Consider the following 21,983-nt stretch of genomic DNA (forward strand, 5'->3'; position numbering starts at 1 on the left):
GTTACTCCTCACCTTTAATATTTTTTTCAACAGATTGGAAGTATGAGTAAGGCATACGTTCATTTCCAATGGTATTTGGCCCACTTTTAATTATCTTAAGTAGGTACTTAAAATAGAAATATCCAAATATAATAAAATAAACAATAATTATCGATGCTAATGAGCTAAAGACTTGTAAAAAGCTAATATCGCTTACAGAATACTGTGTTTTAATTATTCCATAAACAACCCATGGTTGCCTACCAAATTCAGCAGTAAACCATCCTGTAATTATAGCAACAAAACCAAGGGGAGTTGACAGAGTACAAATACTTAGGAACCATTTATTTTTATATATTTTTTGCTTGAACAACATAATAGAGCCAACTAAACCAATTAAAATCATAAGTAAGCCTATACCAACCATTATTCTAAAACTGTAGAATACAACAGCAACTAAAGGTCTATCTTTTTTATCTACAGATTTTAATCCAAGCATTTCACCATTTAAGTTATGGGTATTTATAAGAGATGCTAATTTAGGAATTTCTATAGTGAAGAGATTTTTCTCTTGGGACTCACTTGGATACGCAAATAACACAAGAGGCGCACCTTTTTGAGTATCCCAGATGCCTTCCATAGCAGCTGTTTTTAGTGGTTGATGTTCATGAACTTTAAGACCAACCTCGTCGCCTACAAAGAGTTGGCTTATGCTAAGGATTAAAATTGAAACCACAGAAAATTTAATACAAGTTTTAGCAAATGAGTGAAACTTCTCTTTTAATATATAATAACAACCAACACCTAGAGTAACCAATAATGTACTTAAATATGATGCTAAAAGCATATGTATAAATCTAGGTACTACTGATGGGTTAAATATAACATGGTGCCAACTGTAAACATTAAATTGTCCATTTGCGTACTTAATTCCATCAGGCGTTTGCATCCATGAATTAGCAGATAAAATCCAAAATGCTGATAGTGTGACTCCAACAAAAATTGTAAAGTTTGCTGCAAAGTGGGCGTATTTATTTATTTTGTTCCATCCAAAAATCATTATACCTAAAGCTCCAGCTTCAATAAAAAAGGCTGTTAAAACTTCATAGGTAAATAGCGATCCCAACACCGGTCCAACTTTTTGAGCAAAGCCTGCCCAGTTGGCACCTAGTTGAAACTCCATAACGATTCCTGAAACAACTCCCATACCAAATGTCAGAGCAAATATTTTTGTCCAGAATTTCACTATAGACAAGTACGTGTTATTTTTTGTAATCAGCCACAAAGCTTCAAAAATCATTAAAAAAGTCGATAAACCAATGCTAAAGGCAGGAAATAAAATATGGAAGCTAACTGTAAATGCAAATTGTATCCTTGATAGAATTTCGACCCAGTACATAAAAAAACCTCTTTATTGTTGTTTTATTAAACTAATTTTGTTATCCAAGTTTTATAATTAGTTTTTTAGCTGGGAGAATGATCTTGAATAACATTACATTGTTAAGCTTGGCATATCTTAGTGGTATTCTCAATACTATCACGGTAAGATTAATAAAATGTAATGTTATTTAATATGTTTCTGTCAATATAATATAAAGCATAACAACTAAATAGAAAGTTTTGGAGAAATGTTATGAGAATCTTAATCGCAGGAGGTTCAGGCTTTGTTGGTACAGAGTTATCTAAATATCTAAGTAGTATGCACGAGCTAACTCTTTTAACTAGGACAGAAAAACAAACTTTAGGTAACTATAAACATCTTATAACTTGGCAGCAATTGACAGAAAATAATATTATTAATTACGATATCGTTATAAATCTATGTGGTTATAATATTGGACAAAAACGCTGGAGTAAAAAAGTTAAAAAGAAAATAATATCAAGCCGTGTTGGGCCAACAAATAAACTTATAGAGTTAATAGGTAATAAAAATATTTGGTTAATAAATGCTAGTGCGATTGGTTATTATAATTTTTCTAAATTACCACAAGATGAAGATAGTCATGATAGGCGTTATGATAAGCTTAATTTTGGTCAAGAAGTTGTTGATCAGTGGGAAAAATGCTTAGTTGATTCTCAATTAAAAAGATACACTATTCTGCGCTTTGGGGTTGTTATTGGTAATGGAGGTGTGCTTGAGAAAATAGCACTGCCAGCTAAGTTTGGCTTTTTAGCCATTTTTGGAGATGGTCATAACTACATGAGCTGGATAAGCGCTTATGATTTGTCACGAGCGATTCAGTTTATAATAGCTAATAAATTAGCTGCTAAAGAGACCTTTAACTTAACCGCACCAAATGCATGTCAGCATAAGCTGTTAGCTGAGCTCCTAAGAAAATATCTAGCTAAAAAATATATTATCAAAATACCTACGACTATAGTAAAGATTATGTTTGGTCAAATGGGAAAGGAGTTATTATTGTCAAGTCAAAACATCAAACCTATGAAACTAGAATCTTTAGGGTTTATTTTTGAGGACCTAGAAATACAAAAAGCTATAGAGAGATACATTTAGTCTTCTAATTTGTTATCCATAGGTATTTTAACAGTAATAGTTATACCTTTTTGATCAGTATTGTTTTTAGCAAAAATCTTACCATTATGCAACCTAACAATCTCTGTAACAATAGCTAATCCTAAACCACTACCTTCCTCACCAGTGCCAACTTCTCGATAGAACCTATCAAATATTCTATTTATATTTTCTGGAGGTACTCCTATACCATTATCTTTAACCTCAATTATAACGTTAGAATTTTTTTCAAAGGATCTTATTTCTACATGACCACCATTTTTAGTATATTTTATGGCATTTGATAGTAAATTTTTGAACAAGATGCCTAAAAGATACTCGTTGCTATAACAGTAAAGCTCTTGTTCGCATGGATAAAAAGATATTTCAATATTTTTCTCTATAGCTTTGATTGCGCTTTCAGCAATAAAAGTTTCTAGAACTTTATTAACGAGTAGTTTTTTTGCAAATATTACTTGCTCATCGGGTTGAATCCTACTTAGTATAAGTAATTGATCTATAATATGTGAATACCTATCGGCAGAGTTTCTGATTCTTCTTAGTTTTTGTTTGATTTCGTTAATATCATCTGAGGCTAAAGCTATTTCTACTAAAGTTTTAATGCCAGAAATAGGGGTTTTAAGCTCATGAGCAGCATCTCCAGAGAATTTTTTCTCTCTTTCAATGGTTTGATGGAACTTTTCAATCAGAGAATTTATTTGTTCTATAACAGATTTTATTTCATGGGGAACGATGTTTTCTTGAAGTTTTTCATTTTTACGCGGATTAATTTTCGAGACGTTATTATTTATACGTTTTAACGGTTGTAAAGCTATGTGTAGTATATAATAAGTAAAAATAATCAAGGCTATATAAGTTATAATAGATAATAATGTAAGTCTAAGAAATGCTTGTCGAGTTAGTTTATCTTTCACATGGTGGCTTGCAAAAACTGTAATAAAATACCTGTTATCGTCTGCTTCTAGTGTATAAGTATACCATTGGTGTTTTTCGTTTTTATTTGTATATAGCCATTCATAACCAACAGTCAGAGAAATATCTCGATAGCCTTTTTTAAAAACAGGAAGATTACTTGTTTTTAGAATAATTTTTTTCTTCTTTCGATCATAAATTGTAAATCCTATGTTTTCACTATAACTTTTAATATCTATAAATGATTTTGAGATATCATCTAAAATGTTTTTAGAATAATTTTTTTGTTTATCTATAGGGTATTTATGTAATATTGTTTCTATTATTTGAGCAGTAATTTTTAACTGATCATCAGCAAAAGCGTCATTTTGATATTTGATTTGATAAAACCCAAGCAGCGATATAACTAGCATTAGTATCATAAAGAAACTAGCAAAAGATATTGCTAAAAAGCCTAATATTGAACTTTCTCTTTTGTTATTAGTGGACATGGTTTTAAATTTATCATATACGTCTTAGTTATTAATTATTATAAAGAATTTTAAATTTTATTATTAGTTTTATAGTTGTTATAATTAATTACTGTAGCAATAATAATACAAAATGGTGTTTTTGTAGTAGTCTAATGAGTCAAATAAATAAATTAACAAAAGAACCTTTCTGCATTAAGTATTACGATTGTGCTACTTTATATTTTTATACACAGGAAAATCTTAAGTTTGATTTACTAATAACTTGTCCGCATGCTGAGAAAGGTATGGATTTTATTAACCATGATTATCCAGTTATAGCAGAATTGGTTAAACTAAATATACGAGATCTTGCTGATTTTTTATCAATAGAATATGATTTTGGAGCTCAGCAGCTTAGTCATGCTATTGCAGAAAAACTCTATACCACTTATGGTTTAAACACTTTGGTATTAGAGCCTTCCTTTCCTCGTTCAATTTTGGATGCAAATAGGCTTTATCCTAATTGTTTAAGAAACATTATTGATTATAGTAAACACCTAGAACTAAAGAACTCTTTAGTTAAACTATACAATGATTATATGGCTAAATTATGTCATGTAGTTGCTCTAGCAAAGAGTTATAACGCTTTATCAATAGAGTTACATACTATGTCAAGTTATTCCCCAAACTTAAAACAAGAATATTATTCAGAAGCAGTGAAAGAGAATCCTGATAATCTTCTAGAATACATAAACCTATATAAAAACAGTCATAAAGAAGGAGTAAAAAGGGTAACGGAACTTTTTACTGGTGACCATGCTAATGGTATTTTTGCATCTAAAGAGTTACTAAACACATTAACTGTAGAGTTACAGAGTAAAGGCATAGTTGTAGAGTATGATAGACCTTATATCTTAGCAGAGCATTTAGTTGCACATTACCTTGTGAGTGAACTTAATACAGTGTGTGTAGACATTCCTAAAGATTTATTATCAGTTACCACTACAGATAATGACAATTACAATATCGCAGAGTTAACAGTAGATAATAGTAAGCTGAAATTAATAGTAGAAGCATTTGCTAAAGCTTTGGTTGACGCTTATGATTTGTTACAACCAAAAAAGGGATTCCATGTATGATAAACAAGACTACAAATAAGATAGCTGAAAGAATTTGGGGGCAAAAAGCTATCCATATACCTAATACAACAGATATACACGGAGCAGATTTGGTAAGTTCTTTTGTAGATAAATATGCTACACGTACTGTCTGTTTGTTAGCAAAAGACCATAAGATAATTTTGTCTAAAAATGCTAAGACAGAGATTAAGCAGGTTATAGAATATTTCACAGATATAGGCTTAAGTTATATAAATATGAGTAATTTTATTTTTATAGATAAAGCCACAGATTACTATAGCTTATCTACTTTAGTTATGAATTACGCTAACCAAATTCCAGAATTTAACGATCCTAGCTATACACATATCGTGCCATTTACTTCAGCAGCAGCAATAGAGTTGCTAGGTATAAAATATAAAAAATATTATGGTCTTTCAGAGTCTTTATCACAATTTTTGAATGATAAGTCTTTTTTACGGCAGTTGTTAGATCAAAAAGGTATATTAGTACCTGGTGTAGATATAATTTCGACAATAAGCGAAGACTATGTCAAGAAATCTTTAAAAATATATCATAGATATGAAAGTGAAGGTATTTATGAGTGTGCTGTAGTTATACCTCGAGCGTGTTCTGGGTATGGTATTCACCGTTTTGGGAGTGAAAAAGAATTAAGAGATATCTTAAAATTAATGGAAAACGTAGAAGTTTTTATGCTAGACCCTTGGTTAGATAATGTTGGCTCACCGGCATTTCAGGTTTGTATAGCAGATAAAAAAGAAGATGATATATGTCTAGGACTTAGCGATCAAATGTTAGATGGCCAAACACATTTGGGCAATAAATATAAATCAAAATTTAGTGATGAACCAGCTGTTATTGCAATTTGTGACCAGATAACAGAAATACTCAGAGATATGGGAGTTAGAGGTATTATTGGAGTTGATCTTTTGATTAGAAATATAGATGGTAAAATTGTACCTTATATTTTGGAGGTTAATGCGCGTCAAACTGGAGCAATATACGCTGGTTTTCTTGCGTACGAATTGCGTGAAGGTGAGCATAAGCCTTGGATAGGACATAATAATGTTATTGTGCCCAAAGGTGCTACTATAAAAGATTATCATGAGTATCTTAAGTCAAACAAGGTTGACTACAAATATGGCAATAGTGAAGGTGTGGTAATAACATGTATAGGTAACCTTGATCTTAATAATAAGGTGATGATTCTAGTTATGGCTGACACAGAAAAAAGATTAAAGGAAATTTTAGAAATAGCGACTTCTTATACATAGTTCTTTATTAAATCTAACTATTTAACCTGAGTTTGAGAATTATTTCATAGTTAAGCTCTTGTAATTATTAATTTTAATTGGGCATATAATAAATTGGGCTAATGCAGCAATAAGATGAGTAAAAGCATTGTTTAAGGATTTGTGTCTTGTGTGCCATAAAGTTAGATTATTTTTGAGATAATCAAAGATAGTCTCAATGATAGATCTCTTAGCTAACATAGCCTTTTCAAACCTAGTTCTAGGAACTTTTTTCTTTGGGGCTTTCCAAATAAATGTGTAAATTCTTAATTAACCTGCTAGATTATAGGATGGGGCTGTAGGGAAATAATGTTTCCAATAAGTTTTTATAAACTCAATGTAGTAAGTTTTAAAGTCTTTATATCTAACTGCTTGATACATAATCAAGATAGTCATTATTTCACTTAAGGATAAGCTTGCTTTGACACCTACTTTTTTCTTTTTGTAATCAATTGACTTGCTTTGTAATTCTTTATGGTAAATAATACAAAAGTCGTCTATACGACAAAAGGTTGAAATAAGTTGATCTATCATTATTGTCGAAATTTAACGATGTTTCGCTTATTTTAACCTAAAGATACTCACAAAACCTTTTATTTACAAAGCTTTTAAGCCCGAACTGAGGTTAACTATATGAAGCAAATAGAAAAGCTTTTAGAACATTCATCTAGATATATACGTAATTCAATTGAATCTCAAAATTTAACTTTTAGGCATAAGCCAACATTTAATTTGTTTGAAATTTATTCTTCGTATATTAAACCTACACATGTTAAAGAAGTACATATACAAGCAGAACAGGTATTAAAATATATGATTGGTAATTGTGGAGATCTAACAAATTTAATTCATATATATTTGCAATTATATGATTTTAATCTTGATCATAACTATTATACTGTGGTATTACGTCCTGGCCAACATGAATTGTTGTTAGTTCATGATAATAAGATTTTTCATAATATTTTGATGTGTAGTGCTAATACAATATTTATTGAAATCGGAACGTATGAAGATTTACTAAAAAACATTAATCATATGTTTGGTGATAGTGAGTTTTATATTGTAGACACATGGCTTGGTAAAACTGTAAAACTTAATAAAAATGGTCTAGATCAATTAGTAAGTTTTGCTTTACATCATTATAAAGAAGAAGCACAGATATATATGAGAAATTTTTATAAGACGACGATTTTAGCTGGATCACCAGCAAGCATTTCTGTTAATAAAAGTTTGAATGAAAGTTTGAAAAATATAACAAATGTTAATAATTTTTTTGAAAATATATATAACGATTATTGCATGGTATCAAAATTAAATTATAGAAAATATTTTCTATAAACCTAGGTTCCATGAACAAAATTTTTGAAAAAAGTTGTTAAGTGTATTTAAATAGTTTTGCGAAATAAATAACACACTTAACAGGAATGAAATATTACATCTCAGAGACAAACTGGTCAACTATTTTGACATTTCTTAAATCTCAAAAAGGTCTACACACAAAAGATACCCAAAAACTTAGAATAGACCTCTTGCATAACTTGCTATTATGATATCTTTGTAAAGACTTTTTTATAATTATTTTTTGTAAACCTAGTTTACACAATATTCTATTGATTATATAATTACTTTAGTAATAAAATCGAGCTGTAACTATGAAACCATCAAAGAAATCAGATAAGGAATTATTTTCTTTGATAGAACAGAAAATAGCAGATAAAAATATGTTTTCTTACCTCATGTTAGACAAAGAATGTTAGAGAGAAATATTACTGCTATATTGGTGTTTTATATTTATTACAAGGACATTCAAAACGTATTAGGAATAGAAAGAAAGATAGTTACGAGCATGATAGAGAAGATTGGAAATATTGTATTTAGGGCAAACCTAGAGATACAAATATAAGAGTAATAATAACTTTCATAGTAGATATGATGCCAATTATTACTGCTATTAATTTGGAGGAAGCGTCATGAGTAATTTAGAAGAAAAAGTAGTTAAAGAGTATGTATATACAGGAATGATTTTTCCAGTTACATTAAAAGATGTGAAGATGGTTAGATATGACAATGAATGGTGTCCAATTATCGATGATATAGCTATAGCTAATGAATGGATAAAAAAAATAGGTGAATCTAAAGACCGTATAACTGGTAACCAATTAAAATTCATCCGTAGTTACTTTAAAATGTCATTACGCCAGTTTTCAGAAGTAGTAAATGAATCTCATACAGCTATAGCAAAATGGGAAAAGTCTGGTAACGAAGTAGCTAAAATGGATCTTAACATTGAGAAAATTATTAAGATGTATATTTGTCGTGAAGTTATAAAAGATACTGATGATAAAAATCTTATGAAAATTTTTAATAAAATTTTAGACTTCCGACCAAAAAATCTAAAAGTAACCTGAGTTCGAGAATTATTTCATAGTTAAGCTCCTATCTCCAGGTATTAGTCTGCTATGCTTAGAAACGCTATTGTAAAAGTTTTATATAGCCTCAGGGCTATCTAAATCAACTAGCGTTTCAGAGATTTTGAAAATTTATTTACATGAAAAAGTAAACGAGTTGTTACCTATTTGTTACCCAATTAGTTTTAAGGTGTTTATATGTTTTAATTTATGGCACACCCAGAGGGACTCGAACCCCCGCATCCGCCTCCGGAGGGCGACGCTCTATCCAGTTAAGCTATGGGTGTATAAGCATATGATATAAATAAAATAACCTTTTGGCCAGCTTTTGGTCAATTTAATTATGAAATTAGCTCACATAATTAAGTTATCATTTTCTAAGCAAGTAGCCACCTCCAGTAGATTTATTGTGCTAGGCTGTGCCATTTTTGGCATATTATGCCTATTAAAAATCCTTAAATCTTATTAAAAAAAGCCAAGATGATAAGTATCCAAAACTTGGTACAATTAAATAATTTTAAGACTTTAAACATATGACGGTTAATATTTACCGAAGTTAATAGGGAGCTGCTGATATGCCTAGATTTTTTTATCAAAATGAAATAAGAAAGATCGGTTGTAAGGGACAATTTTTAGATACTTCTAAATTTTTTACAGAATTTAGCCAAGGAGGAATGTTTTCTGAAGGACTATGTCTAACTTTGAGTATTTTACTTGGAGAGTTAATAAAAGGTCAAAAGAAGCCTACACATTTATTATTTAATGATATTTCTCAAAACGCATCAAAAATAAAAAGTGATTTGATTAGATCTGGTAAATCATTGAGTACTGCACATAAACAGCAAAATTCTTATAATAAGAAGTTTGATATCGACTTCTTTAGTCATAATCTAGACAAAAATTTTAATATATTCGATTTATGGGGAGATTTTACACTACAACAGTTAACGGACAGTATAGATACTATATCAAAACAGTTATTTGCAAACGATAATTTTAAGATTGTTAAAAGTTGGTATATCTTAAATGAAATATCTCAACAGAATACAATTTATAACCAAATCAATAACCAGATTAGTCGTATAGCTGAAAGCTTAAATGATTATAGAGATAGAAAAGGTTTGTTTATAGTATCATTTTCGTTTGGTTTATTTATTAATAAAGATTCTAAGCCAGCAATAGTTTCTTATGCTGGTAGAAATTTTCATAAAAGTATAGAAGCGGCATCTAGTAAGAACCATTCTTGTTTACTATATATTTCTGATGACTCTTTTCTTTTTTTTGATCCTAATATAGGAATTGTAAACCAAGATATAAGAAATATAGAATCTTTTTTTTCATGCTTATATGCATATTATGACATTATTAATAAAGATGAGAATGTTTTTTTCTTTCATGAGATCGAAATGAATTAATTTCTAATTTGGTTTTAAAACTTTTGTAGACTAAAAGTTGCGTAAACTGTATTAGGATGTATAAAAAAACAAAAAATTACCTTGAAAAGAAATTTTTAGTCACAATATCTAGCTTTGCAAGTCTATAGAATTTAGGTGAGTCTATAGTTGCATAAGATTTGAGATTTTCTATAAATAACAAAGGAGTAAGATCGTTATGAATATTAGACCATTACAAGATAGAGTGTTAGTTCGTCGTGCAGAAGAAGAAACAAAATCTGCAGGTGGAATTATCTTAACTGGTAGTGCTCAAGAAAAACCAAGTCAAGGTGAGGTAGTAGCTGTTGGTAACGGTAAAAAGCTAGAAAGTGGTGCTACCCAGCCTATGGATGTAAAAGTTGGCGATAAGGTGCTATTTGGTAAATATTCAGGTAGTGAAGTAAAGGTTGGTGATGAAACTCTTCTGATGATGTCAGAAGATGACATCATGGGTATTATTGGGTAACTTAAAAGTCTTACAAATTTTAAAGGAGAAATAATATGGCAGCAAAAAAAGTTTTATTTTCGGATGAAGCACGTGCAAAGATGTTAGACGGGGTAAATACACTAGCTAATGCAGTTAAAGTAACTCTAGGACCAAAGGGTCGTAACGTTGTATTAGATAAGGCATATGGTGCTCCTGCTATAACTAAAGATGGTGTATCAGTAGCTAAAGAAATTGAGCTAGAAGATAAATTTGAGAACATGGGTGCTCAAATCGTAAAAGAAGTAGCATCAAAAACAGCTGATGTTGCAGGTGATGGTACTACTACAGCTACTGTTCTTGCTCAAGCCTTACTTACAGAAGGTTTAAAAGCTGTTGCTGCAGGTATGAACCCTATGGATTTAAAAAGAGGTATTGATAAAGCCGCTGGTAAACTAGTAGAAGAATTAAAAGTACTTTCAAAGCCTTGTTCAGATGCTAAATCCATAGAGCAAGTAGGTACTATCTCTGCTAACTCTGACTCTACAGTAGGTAAGATTATCGCTGATGCGATGGCAAAAGTTGGTAAAGAAGGTGTTATAACTGTAGAAGAAGGCAAAGGCTTCGAAGATGAATTAGATGTAGTAGAAGGTATGCAGTTTGATAGAGGTTACTTATCTCCATACTTTGCTACAAACCAAGAGAACATGACTACAGATTTAGAAAGCCCGTTCATCTTGCTTGTAGATAAGAAAATTTCTAATATCCGTGAGTTACTTCCAGTATTAGAAGGTGTATCTAAGTCTGGTAAGGCATTATTAATTATCGCAGAAGATGTAGAAAGTGAAGCTTTAGCAACTCTAGTAGTAAACAATATGAGAGGAGTTGTTAAAGTATGTGCTGTAAAAGCTCCTGGTTTTGGTGATCGTCGTAAAGCTATGCTAGAAGATATTGCAATCTTAACAGATGCTACAGTAATTTCTGAAGATCTTGGTATGAAACTTGAAGAAACTAATATGGAGCATCTAGGTACAGCAGGTAGAGTACAAGTAACCAAAGACGATACCACTATAATTGACGGTGCTGGTGATAAAGATGCAATAGCTAATAGAGTTAAGCAGATTAAGGCGAATATTGAAGAAGTAACTTCTGATTATGACCGCGAAAAATTACAAGAAAGATTAGCTAAGCTTTCTGGTGGTGTAGCAGTAATTAAAGTTGGTGCTATTACAGAAGCTGAAATGAAAGAGAAAAAAGACCGTGTAGATGATGCTTTACACGCTACTCGTGCTGCTGTAGAAGAAGGCATCGTACCTGGTGGAGGGGTTGCTTTAATTAGAGCTCAGAAAGCTTTAGAAGGTCTAAAAGGCGATAATGAAGATCAAAACCATGGTATCTTATTGCTAAAAAGAGCAGTAGAAGCTCCTCTTAGACAGATCGTAGCGAATGCTGGTGGAGAACCTTCTGTAGTTGTAAATGAAGTAAAAGCTAAGCAAGGTAATCATGGCTACAATGCTGCAAATGACACTTATGGCGATATGGTTGAGATGGGTATCTTAGATCCTACTAAAGTTACTCGTTCTGCTTTACAGCATGCAGCCTCAATTGCAGGTTTGATGATCACTACAGAAGCTATGGTTGGTGAAATCAAAGAAGATACTCCAGCTATGCCTATGGGTGGCGGCATGGGCGGCATGCCAGGTATGATGTAATTTATTCTAATACTTCTATAATTTTTTCTTATTATTAAGCTTATTTTGACCTATAATAATACCTATTGATTACAAAATAGGTATTATTTATGGATTTATCTTCTTCAGATAATAATAAAGTTCTTGGTTTTAAAGATGTTACTATTATGGCTGTTACAGCTAATTTTGGTATTAGATGGATACCAGTAGCAGCGTGTTTAGGAGCTTCAGCAGTATTCTTTTGGATACTTGGAGCTTTGATTTTCTTTCTACCATTAGTAGTTATAGCTGTTCAATTATCCAGGAAGTATCCTGATGAAGGTGGTATGTATGCTTGGACAACTAGAGCATTAGGTGAAAAATCTGGTTTTATGGTTGCTTGGCTATATTGGGTAAACACTATATTTTATTATCCAGCTGTACTAATGTTCTTAGCAACTAATTTTGCTTATTTTATAGGTCACCCAGAGTTAGTTAATAATAATTATTATATTGTTATAGTAGTATTAAGTGCTTTTTGGCTAGTTACATTTGTTAGTTTTTATGGTCTAAAAGTCAATAAATATCTTGTTGACGTTGGTGGGATACTTGGTTCATTTATACCTGCTATAGCTATTATTGTTTTAGGGTTTGCTGCTTATTTTGTAGCTGGCAAAAGTGCTACTGATTTTTCAGTTTCTAATTTTATACCACAAGGTAGCACGTGGGGGAATCTGTCTACGCTTACTATTATAATGTTTGCTATGGCTGGTATAGAAATTATCCCTACATTTGCTAATTCAGTTAGAAATGTAAAAAGGAATCTTTACTATGGATTATTAGCATCTGCTTTTATACTGTTAGGTTTATATATATTGGGAACTGTAGCCTTAAATTTAGTTTCTTCTCCAGATAGTATTAATGGAACTTCTGGATTAATGACTGCTTTTGAAATAATTGGTCATAGATTTGAGTGGGCATGGTTTCCAAAATTAATGGCATTTTTACTAACATTTGCTGAACTAGCAGCTGTAAGTATATGGTTGTTAGCACCTGTTGTTATGTTTTTTAAGTGTACACCAAGAGGTATTTTGCCAGAGTGGTTACATAAAACAAACAAACATGATTCTCCAAAAAATGCCCTAGTAGCTATGGGTGTTTTGGTTACAGTTATAGTGTTGTTGACTAGTTTTTTACCATCGGTAAATGTGATGTATCAAGCACTAATATTGATGGCAACAATACTTTATTTTATACCTTATTTATATTTGGTAGTTGCTTATATAAAGCTTATGAGTAATAAGTTTAGGTATTTATTAGGTTTTTTAGTGTTTGTTTCAACAACACTAGGTATTTTATTTAGCTTTCAACCACCAAGTGATATTCAGACATTAAGTGAAATGCTTATATATGAATTAGAGCTTATCATTGGTCCAGCTATATTTATATTAATAGGGTGGGTATTATATAAATTTAGAAAGTAATGTTTATAAAATAGTCCTTAAATTCTAGCGTCAGTTTACATATAATTTATTGTATGCTTGGTAGCTAACAATATTATTTATTCAATACCTTATATATTAGTTACAACTAAGTGGGTGCTAAAAATGAAAAAAATAGTTATAATAGGCGCTGGTTTTGTTGGTATAAATTGTATACAAAAACTATCTAAATGTAGTGACCAATTTGAAATCACTTTATTGGATAAAAGTAACCATCATGTGTTTCAACCTATGTTATATCAGGCAGCTACTGCTTTTATCCCTTTAAACTCCGTCGTAGCACCTATTAGAAAAGTATTGCATAATAAACCTAGCGTGAAATTTAAGATGGGCGAAGTAATAGATATATGCCCCAGTAAACAAATAGTAAAAACTTCAGAAAATATTTATAAATATGACTATCTAGTAGTAGCTCCAGGAGTTGAGTACGATTATTTAGGTAATGATGAATGGAAAAATTATACGCTTTCTTTAAAAACAGCATATGACGCTCAAAAGATTAAATCTCATATTATAAAGCAATTTGAGTTAGCAGAAAGTTCTAGCTCTATGGTTGAAATCCTTAAGCATCTGACTTTTATTATAATCGGTGCAGGAGCAACAGGAGTTGAGATTACAGGCGCTTTGTTGGATGTACTTTCAACCGATGTTTTTCATACTTACACTAGCTTTACTAAAAAAGACATAAATATCTATATGGTTGATCGTGGGGATAAAATCCTATCAGCTTTTCCTAAGAAATTATCTGATTATGCTTATTCTTCATTGGTAAAACGTGGTGTGAAAATCCATTTAAATGAAACCGTTACTAATATCTCTGAAAATTGTGTGCAAACAGATAAATCTATCTATAAGGGTGCTACTATTATATGGAGTACCGTTTTAAAAGGAAAACCCTTAGGACCATGGATGGAGAAACAAATGTCAAAAGGTAAAGTAAACGTCTTACCAGATTTGACCCATAGTGAGTACAATAATATCTATTTTGGTGGTGATATTTCTAGATGTACAGATAACCCTTTGCCTGGATTAGCTTCTGTAGCTAAGCAGCAAGGCAAATATATTGCTAACCATATTGTAAATAGAAATAAGGCAAAAAAATATAAAAATTTTAAATACAAAGATCTAGGTACAATGGCTATAATACAAAAACATTCTGCTATAGCTAGGATATTTGGTTTAAATCTTACAGGTAAATTAGGTTGGTTTATATGGGGTGGTGTGCATATAACTTTTTTGGTTAGCATAAGAAATAAATTTGTTGTTAGCTTTAATTGGTTAAGTTACTATTTATTTAATAGAATAGGTTCTCCAGAAATATTAGAGCCTGATAAAAAAAGAAATCATAAGCTGTAGTAGCTCAAACTTGATCTGACAGTCACCAATTAATTTGAGACTGAATTTATTTCTAAACTAGTGTCAGATTTATCAAACATATTACCTAAATTTTTCTCTTTTGCCAAAGGTTTTGAGTCAATAAAAGTTTTCATAGGCGTTTTTCCATAACAGTGCTTACCAGAATGTGGTCTATCGTTATTGTAATAATCCAGCCATATATCAACATCTTGCTGAATCTCCTCAATCGTTGAATAAACCTTTTTTCTAAACATTGTCTCATAACATTCATTTTTCATAGTTTTATGAAATCTTTCACAGATACCATTAGTTTGAGGGGAGTTAGCTTTTGTTTTAGTATGGTCAATGTCTTCTATGCTTAAGTACATCTGGTAGGAATGATTCTCCAGCTTTCCACAATATTCCGTGCCTCTATCTGTTAATACTCTTAATAGATCTATTCCATGTTCCTCAAAGAATGGTAATACCTTATCATTAAGCATATCAGCAGCTACTATTGCATTTTTTTCTGTATATAACTTAGCAAATCCTACTCTAGTATACGTATCTACAAATGTCTGTTGATATATCTTACCTATACCTTTTATATACCCTACATAGCTATCTTGAGATCCTAAGTAACCTGGATGATGCGTTTCAATCTCACCAGTAGCAACCTTTTTAGCTTTTTCTTTTTCTAAAGCTTGTAATTGAGCTTCTGTAAGTATAAAGCCATCTTGAGCTACTTTGGTCTCTAGTGCTGTTAATCGCTTCTTAAAATTCTCTAAGTCATGTCTAAGCCAAATAGATCTAACTCCACTTCCTGAGACTAATATTCCTTGCTTTGCTAATTCATTTGATACTCTATGTTGTCCATACGCCGGATATTCATAAGCCATATTAACTACTGCTTGCTCAATATGTGCCTCAACTCTATTTTTCTCTAATGGCTTCTTACGGGATATTTCTTGTAAAGCTAATTCTCCACCATTATCGTATAACTCTTTAAAGCGATAGTAGCTGTCTCTTGAGTAACCCATCACTTTACAAGCTTGCTTGACATTACCTAATTGTTTTGCTAATTCTAACAGACCTAATTTGGGTTTGATTATCTTTTGAGATGCATTCATTTTATTCTTCCTTAATTTGACATCTTATTTTATACACAATGTCAGATTAAGTCAAAGCTATTACACATAAGCTAAATGTTAATAAGCCTAAAACCTAATATTTACTAAGGAAAGTATCCATAAGTTTGCTAGGAAGTACCCTTTTTAAAATAGCCATGATTATAGTAGCTTTTGTTATGTAGTATCTTGGTTTTGGTTTGTTTGAGTTTATTATTTTCTCTACTATTTTAGCTACGGAAATAGCAGGTTCATTAAAAGGAACTTTTTTGTGTTTACCAGCTAGTATTTTTTCATATTGTAGCTTATGGGCTGATTTTTCAAATTCAACGTTCTTGATAGTTTTTAATGAGTTCTCCCTAAATTTACTCGTAATTGGTCCTGTATTTAGAGTGCTCATGTATATGTCAGAGCCTTTAAGCTCTAACCTCATAGTGTCGGCTAAGCCTTCAACAGCATATTTGCTAGCGTTATAAGCTCCACGATATTTCATTGCTATAAGACCTAATACTGAGCTGTGTTGGATAATTTTACCATATCCTTGCTTACGCATTATTTTTAAAGCTTTTACCGTTAAATTATGCAATCCAAAAACATTAGTTTCAAACTGTTCTTTAAGGTGTTTTGTTTCAATATCTTCTAAAGCTCCAGCTTGCCCAAAGCCAGCATTATTAAATACGACATCAAGAGTTCCATTAGTTTTCTGTAAAATGTCATCTAAAGCATTATCAATATGCTCATAGTTAGTTACGTCAATTAGATATGTTTCAAAACCTTCTGCATTTAGGGCATTAACATCTTTTTGTTGTCGTGCTGATGCAAAAACTCTATGTCCTAAATCTCTGAGGTATACAGCTGTAACATAACCAATACCACCATGGGAACAACCTGTTATAAGTATATTAAATTTTTTCACTAAATTTTTTATGTTAATTGAATAGTTAGAGCTAGTTTAAGATAAAAATACTATTGTGTAAATGTTATAGATATTAGAGTTTCTTTTTAAATTTTCCTAGTAATTTTTTAAATACGCCTTTTTCATTGTCATGTTCTTGTTTTATTTTTCTCATTTCTTGAACTTTTGATTGAAGTCGTTGTTCTATATCATCACGGACTGGGATATCTGTTATTTTAGTATACTCAGGTTCTGCAAAGTGATTCTTTGTAGTTGTTGAAAATAAATCACCAGATTGTGGAATAGCCTTTTTTATTGAAAATTTATTTTCTACGGCAACATATATGCCATTTTCATTTTTCTTGATAAATCCTTGATCTCTCAAAGCTCGACGATATTTATATATAGTGCTTTTAGAAATTCCAAATGAATTAGCAAGTTTTGCTGGGCTTTCATTTTTTTTTATAGCCTTAAAAACAGCTTTCTTTATGACAAACTCTCTCTCAGCTGGTATTCTCATAAGATTAGTAACATATTTAGGTGAGTTAAATTTTATTATAGCTTAGAGTAAAAAATTATACAACTTGTCCAGTAACCCAACCAGAAGACCAAGCCCACTGGAAATTATAGCCTCCAAGCCAACCAGTTATATCAACAACTTCACCTATAAAATACAGGTTTTTAACTTTCTTAGATTCAAGAGTTTTAGAGGAAAGCTCATCACAGTTTATACCACCTAGAGTTACTTCTGCGGTACGGTAGCCTTCGGTAGTCTGTGGGTAAATAACCCAGTTGTGTAGCTTAGAGGCTGCCTGGTTTATTTCTTCATTGGATAGGTCACATATTCTTTTAGACAAAAATTCTTCGTCAAGAAAAGTAGTCACAAAATTTTTTGGCAATAATTCAGTTAGAGTATTTTTAAGTATGCTTTTAAGACCAGATTGTTTTTTCTCTACTAAGAAATCTTGAATACTAATCTTAGGCGATAAATTTATATTTATAGCTTCGCCAGTATTCCAATAAGAAGATATCTGCAAAATGGCTGGTCCACTTAAACCTTTATGAGTAAATAAAATATTTTCATCAAAGCTAGCTTTAGCATTAGAGACATTACAGAAAATTGAGATGCCTTTTAACTCAGCAAACTTTTGTTGATCTTCTTTACTAAAAATAAAAGGCACAAGCCCAGCTCTTTGGGAGTTTACTTTTAGTCCAAATTGTTTTGCTATTTTATAACCAAATCCAGTAGCTCCCATAGTTGGTATTGAAAGACCTCCAGTTGCTATAACTAGTGACTCACAACTATAATCCAAAGTTTCTGTTATCACATTAAAACAGATTTGTTGTTTGTAAATTTTATTAATTTTAGTTTCTAGTTTTATCTTGACATTATATTTATCACATTCAGCTAGAAGCATATTTACGATATCTTTAGCTTTATTATCACAAAAAAGTTGCCCTAAAGTTTTTTCATGGTAGGGAATATTATAATCACTGACTAAACCAATAAAATCCCACTGTGTATAACGGCTAAGAGCAGATTTCATAAAATGTTGGTTATCAGATAAATATCTATCAGGAGCAACATTGTAGTTTGTGAAATTACAACGTCCACCACCAGACATTAAAATCTTTTTGCCAACTTTGTTAGCATGATCTATAACTAAAACTTTACGTTGTCTTTTGCCTGCTTCTATAGCACACATAAGTCCAGCAGCTCCAGCGCCTATTATGATTACATCGTAGTGACTGTTGTGTTGTGTTAACATCAGAAAAATAAAAATATATACTCTTAATAAATTTAGTAAGTATACCAGTTGTTTGAAATTTTTTTAGAAAAAGAAATGTATAAAAGAGTGAGAAATTAATATCTGCCTTGTTGAATCATAGCTTCAGCTATTTTTTCAAATCCTGCTAAGTTAGCACCAGCAACTAGATTATAACCAAGACCGTATTTTTCACTCGCTATTCTACAAGCGTTAAAAATATTAGCCATAATCTGCTGTAGTTTAGTTTCTACTTCTTCAGCTGTCCAAGCAATTCTTGCAGAGTTTTGGCACATTTCTAGACCCGAAGTAGCAACACCACCAGCGTTAGCAGCTTTACCAGGAGCTAGAATTACTCCTTTACTCATTAGGAATTCTATCGCCTCATTTGTTGTAGGCATGTTAGAAGCTTCAACTATATATTTAACACCTGATTGGATAAGCTTTTCAGCATCTGCAACATCGATTTCATTTTGAGTGGCACATGGGATAGCAATATCAGCATTAATTCCCCAAGGCTTTTGACCAGCATGGAAAGTAGCGCCAAACTTATCAGCGTAATCTTGCATGCTAGCTTTACCTTCACGAATTTTTAATAAAAACTCGATCTTCTCATTACCGATGATACCAGCTGGATCGTGTACAAAACCTTTTGAACCTGAGATTGTAACAGCTTTAGCACCAAGTTGATCAAGTTTTTTACATACACCCCAAGATACATTACCATAACCAGATACAACAACAGTTTTGCCTTTTAGTGATGCACCATCGTGCTTTAGCATTTCATCTAAGAAGAAAACAGCACCATATCCTGTAGCTTCTGGACGGATTAAGCTTCCACCAGACTCTAAAGATTTACCAGTTAAAACACCATTTTCAAAAGCTCCACGGATTCTTCTATACTGACCATACATGTAGCCAATTTCTTTTCCACCAACTCCAATATCACCAGCTGGAACGTCAATATCAGGGCCAATATGTCTTTGTAATTCAGTCATAAAGCTTTGACAGAAATTCATAATTTCAGCATCTGTTTTACCCTTAGGATCAAAGTCAGCACCACCTTTACCACCACCTAGAGGTAAAGTAGTAAGACTATTTTTAAAAATTTGTTCAAAGCCTAAGAATTTAATAATTCCAGAGTAAACGCTTGGATGGAATCTAATACCACCTTTGTAAGGTCCAATAGCACCGTTAAACTGGTATCTATAACCTCTATTTACTTGTACATTACCATTTCTATCGACCCAAGGCACTCTAAAAGAAATTCCTCTTTCTGGCTCTACTATTCTACCTAGTATATTTTCTTCTATATATTTAGGATTTTTTTCCAAAGCTGGTTTTAAAGTATGAAGAACTTCCTTTACTGCTTGAATAAATTCTTTTTCATGAGAGTCTTTCTTTTCAACTTCAGCTATAATCTTTTCGATATGTTCTTGTGCTTGCATGTATGCTTCTCCTTATTGTTTAGCATTTCGTAAGGTACATATTTTTAATTTTGTACCTCATTTTAGTATTTTTTGTTTAAACCAAACTAGTCTACAACTAAGTTGAGTTAATTGGTATCATTTTATAATAAATTTTTAAGTATTAGAAATGAAAGGTTACCAATTTATCGTTTAAAATATCTTTGCAAAATAGTTGATATTACATAATCATTATAATCTAGGATCAGAAGTTAAAGAGTATTTTATTTAGGGATTGGTATGCAGCAGTTAAATAGAAAGATTTCAACATTATCACTTACCATGTTAAATATTTCTGCAATAATAAATTTAAGTTCTATTGCTTATATGGCAACTATAGGACTTCAAAGCATTTTCTTTTATCTAATAGCGGCTATTACATTTTTGCTACCAACAGCGCTTATATGTGCTGAGCTTAGTAGCATGATTACGCACAATAACGGCGGTGTCTTTAGTTGGGTTAAAGCAGGCCTTGGTGAGAAGGCAGGTGTATTAGCTATGTGGTTGGAATGGTTTAATAATGTGGTTGGCTTCCCTAGTTCAGTTACTGCATTGATAGCTACTTTTTCTTACATAGGGTTTCGTGGGTTTGCTGAAAATACACAGACTAGTTTTTTCTTTTGGCTAGCTATGGCAGCGGTGTTTATAGTTATCAGTTTGTTTAATTGTTTACCATTTAAAAGAGTTATTATCTTAAATATAACCGGGGCTATTTTTGGTATGATTGTGCCTGGAATTTTGCTAATAGCTGGAGCGATATATTTTCTAGCAACAGGACAAAGCAATTTAGAGTATCATGGCTTTAATGAGGTATTACCTATTTTTTCTTTAAGTACATATGCATTATTAGTCAAGACATTCTCTTCTTACTCAGGTATACAGTCGGTTGCTTTTCATATGACTAATATCAATAACCCTGAAAAAAATATTCCTAGGTCAATATTAATAGCAGTTGTAATTATAGTATCTTTAACTATTTTAGCCACAATATCTTTAACAATTATTATTCCTGTAAAAGACGTAAATGTATTAAATGGTTTAATACAAGGGATATCACAAGTGTTAAATATTATTGGTTTAGCATTTGCTAAACCAATAATAGTAGTGTTGATAACAGTAGGAATGTTAGCAGCTCTTAGTACCTGGATTTTAGGTCCAGCTAGAGGTATGCAAACAGCAGCAGAGCAAAAATTTTTCCCAAAAATTATGTCAGGAAAAAATAGATTTGGTATGCCAGTTAATATGTTAATGATTCAGGTACTTATTGTTATGGTTTTATCTTTAACTTTTTTAATTATGCCTTCGGTATACGCAGCATTTGCTCTGCTGGTGGCTATTACATCGCAGTTTACTGTAGTTATGTGGATTATGGTATTTATCTCTGCTATCAGGCTTAGGTTTATTAGGCCAGATATTTATAGGGTATTTTACGTTGGCAAACGAAATACAAATTGGTTACTTATAGCAATGTCAGTAGTTGCGATAGTGATGTGTATACTAGGCTTTATATTAGGGTTATTTCCACCTGCTTTTTCTCGGGTAAGTAATGTTTTTCAATACACGTTAATTTTAGTAATAGCAGACATGATAATTATAGCTATACCTTTAGTTTGGATATGGTTGCATAGGAAACGTATTATCTAAAGA

At 31.5% G+C, this 21,983-nt stretch carries 18 protein-coding genes, 1 tRNA gene and 2 pseudogenes; 12 read left to right on the plus strand and 9 right to left on the minus strand.

What is annotated here, in order from left to right:
- Position 1 precedes the first annotated feature (1 nt).
- Complete coding sequence (locus FRA_RS01085) at positions 2–1,378, minus strand: cytochrome ubiquinol oxidase subunit I (protein WP_035720951.1); 1,377 nt, start codon at positions 1,376–1,378, stop codon at positions 2–4.
- A gap of 234 nt (positions 1,379–1,612) precedes the next feature.
- On the opposite strand from FRA_RS01085, the gene FRA_RS01090 reads away from it, so the two are divergent.
- On the plus strand, positions 1,613–2,494 hold the full coding sequence (locus FRA_RS01090) for a TIGR01777 family oxidoreductase (protein ID WP_035720953.1): 882 nt from the start codon (positions 1,613–1,615) through the stop codon (positions 2,492–2,494).
- Here the strand turns inward: FRA_RS01090 and FRA_RS01095 are convergent.
- Entirely contained in the window at positions 2,491–3,915 is a 1,425-nt protein-coding gene (locus FRA_RS01095) for a sensor histidine kinase (protein WP_035720956.1), read from the minus strand. The genes FRA_RS01090 and FRA_RS01095 overlap by 4 nt on opposite strands.
- Positions 3,916–4,049: 134 nt before the next feature.
- On the opposite strand from FRA_RS01095, the gene FRA_RS01100 reads away from it, so the two are divergent.
- Complete coding sequence (locus FRA_RS01100) at positions 4,050–5,015, plus strand: hypothetical protein (RefSeq protein WP_051686793.1); 966 nt, start codon at positions 4,050–4,052, stop codon at positions 5,013–5,015.
- On the plus strand, positions 5,012–6,289 hold the full coding sequence (locus FRA_RS01105) for an ATP-grasp domain-containing protein (RefSeq protein ID WP_035720959.1): 1,278 nt from the start codon (positions 5,012–5,014) through the stop codon (positions 6,287–6,289). The genes FRA_RS01100 and FRA_RS01105 overlap by 4 nt, the downstream gene beginning before the upstream one ends.
- A gap of 39 nt (positions 6,290–6,328) precedes the next feature.
- Here the strand turns inward: FRA_RS01105 and FRA_RS01110 are convergent.
- Positions 6,329–6,841 (minus strand): annotated as a pseudogene (locus FRA_RS01110) (transposase).
- Positions 6,842–6,940: 99 nt separating this feature from the next.
- On the opposite strand from FRA_RS01110, the gene FRA_RS01115 reads away from it, so the two are divergent.
- The 3 genes and pseudogenes from FRA_RS01115 (at position 6,941) to FRA_RS01125 (ending at position 8,718) form a co-directional block, all read left to right on the plus strand.
- Positions 6,941–7,648 (plus strand): hypothetical protein, encoded by a 708-nt coding sequence (locus tag FRA_RS01115; RefSeq protein WP_035720965.1) that lies wholly within the window; start codon positions 6,941–6,943, stop codon positions 7,646–7,648.
- 86 nt (positions 7,649–7,734) lie between these two features.
- Positions 7,735–7,833: pseudogene (locus FRA_RS01120) on the plus strand (IS5/IS1182 family transposase); the annotation flags it as partial.
- A 447-nt stretch (positions 7,834–8,280) separates the two neighbouring features.
- Complete coding sequence (locus FRA_RS01125) at positions 8,281–8,718, plus strand: helix-turn-helix domain-containing protein (RefSeq protein ID WP_051686794.1); 438 nt, start codon at positions 8,281–8,283, stop codon at positions 8,716–8,718.
- A gap of 211 nt (positions 8,719–8,929) precedes the next feature.
- Here the strand turns inward: FRA_RS01125 and FRA_RS01130 are convergent.
- Positions 8,930–9,005: transfer RNA gene (locus FRA_RS01130), tRNA-Arg, on the minus strand.
- A gap of 288 nt (positions 9,006–9,293) precedes the next feature.
- On the opposite strand from FRA_RS01130, the gene FRA_RS01135 reads away from it, so the two are divergent.
- The 5 genes from FRA_RS01135 (at position 9,294) to FRA_RS01155 (ending at position 15,103) form a co-directional block, all read left to right on the plus strand.
- Positions 9,294–10,133, plus strand: coding sequence for a hypothetical protein (locus tag FRA_RS01135; RefSeq protein ID WP_035720968.1), 840 nt, complete (start codon positions 9,294–9,296; stop codon positions 10,131–10,133).
- 196 nt (positions 10,134–10,329) lie between these two features.
- Positions 10,330–10,617, plus strand: a complete 288-nt coding sequence (locus FRA_RS01140; protein WP_035720971.1) for a co-chaperone GroES — start codon at positions 10,330–10,332, stop codon at positions 10,615–10,617.
- 35 nt (positions 10,618–10,652) lie between these two features.
- Entirely contained in the window at positions 10,653–12,287 is a 1,635-nt protein-coding gene (gene groL / locus FRA_RS01145; protein WP_035720974.1) for a chaperonin GroEL, read from the plus strand.
- Between the two features lie 89 nt (positions 12,288–12,376).
- A complete protein-coding gene (locus FRA_RS01150) occupies positions 12,377–13,729 on the plus strand; it encodes an APC family permease (protein WP_035720976.1) in 1,353 nt (450 codons plus the stop codon).
- Between the two features lie 123 nt (positions 13,730–13,852).
- Positions 13,853–15,103, plus strand: a complete 1,251-nt coding sequence (locus tag FRA_RS01155; RefSeq protein WP_035720978.1) for an NAD(P)/FAD-dependent oxidoreductase — start codon at positions 13,853–13,855, stop codon at positions 15,101–15,103.
- Between the two features lie 29 nt (positions 15,104–15,132).
- On the opposite strand, the gene FRA_RS01160 is transcribed toward FRA_RS01155, so the two are convergent.
- From FRA_RS01160 to gdhA, 5 genes are all read right to left on the minus strand, one after another.
- Entirely contained in the window at positions 15,133–16,212 is a 1,080-nt protein-coding gene (locus FRA_RS01160) for an IS481-like element ISFw3 family transposase (protein ID WP_035718769.1), read from the minus strand.
- 94 nt (positions 16,213–16,306) lie between these two features.
- Positions 16,307–17,125, minus strand: a complete 819-nt coding sequence (locus FRA_RS01165) for an SDR family NAD(P)-dependent oxidoreductase (protein ID WP_035721016.1) — start codon at positions 17,123–17,125, stop codon at positions 16,307–16,309.
- 73 nt (positions 17,126–17,198) lie between these two features.
- The gene (locus FRA_RS01170; RefSeq protein ID WP_035721018.1) at positions 17,199–17,624 is read right to left on the minus strand and encodes an FTL_1293 family small RNA FtrC-regulated protein; all 426 of its coding nucleotides are present in this window, start codon (positions 17,622–17,624) and stop codon (positions 17,199–17,201) included.
- Between the two features lie 55 nt (positions 17,625–17,679).
- Complete coding sequence (locus FRA_RS01175; protein WP_035721020.1) at positions 17,680–18,873, minus strand: BaiN/RdsA family NAD(P)/FAD-dependent oxidoreductase; 1,194 nt, start codon at positions 18,871–18,873, stop codon at positions 17,680–17,682.
- A 95-nt stretch (positions 18,874–18,968) separates the two neighbouring features.
- Positions 18,969–20,318, minus strand: coding sequence for an NADP-specific glutamate dehydrogenase (gene gdhA / locus FRA_RS01180; protein ID WP_035721021.1), 1,350 nt, complete (start codon positions 20,316–20,318; stop codon positions 18,969–18,971).
- 258 nt (positions 20,319–20,576) lie between these two features.
- On the opposite strand from gdhA, the gene FRA_RS01185 reads away from it, so the two are divergent.
- The gene (locus tag FRA_RS01185) at positions 20,577–21,980 is read left to right on the plus strand and encodes an APC family permease (RefSeq protein ID WP_035721023.1); all 1,404 of its coding nucleotides are present in this window, start codon (positions 20,577–20,579) and stop codon (positions 21,978–21,980) included.
- Positions 21,981–21,983 lie beyond the last annotated feature (3 nt).

Origin of the sequence: Allofrancisella heilbronnii (assembly GCF_000710735.2) — a bacterium.
Taxonomy (GTDB): Bacteria; Pseudomonadota; Gammaproteobacteria; order Francisellales; family Francisellaceae; genus Francisella; species Francisella frigidaquae.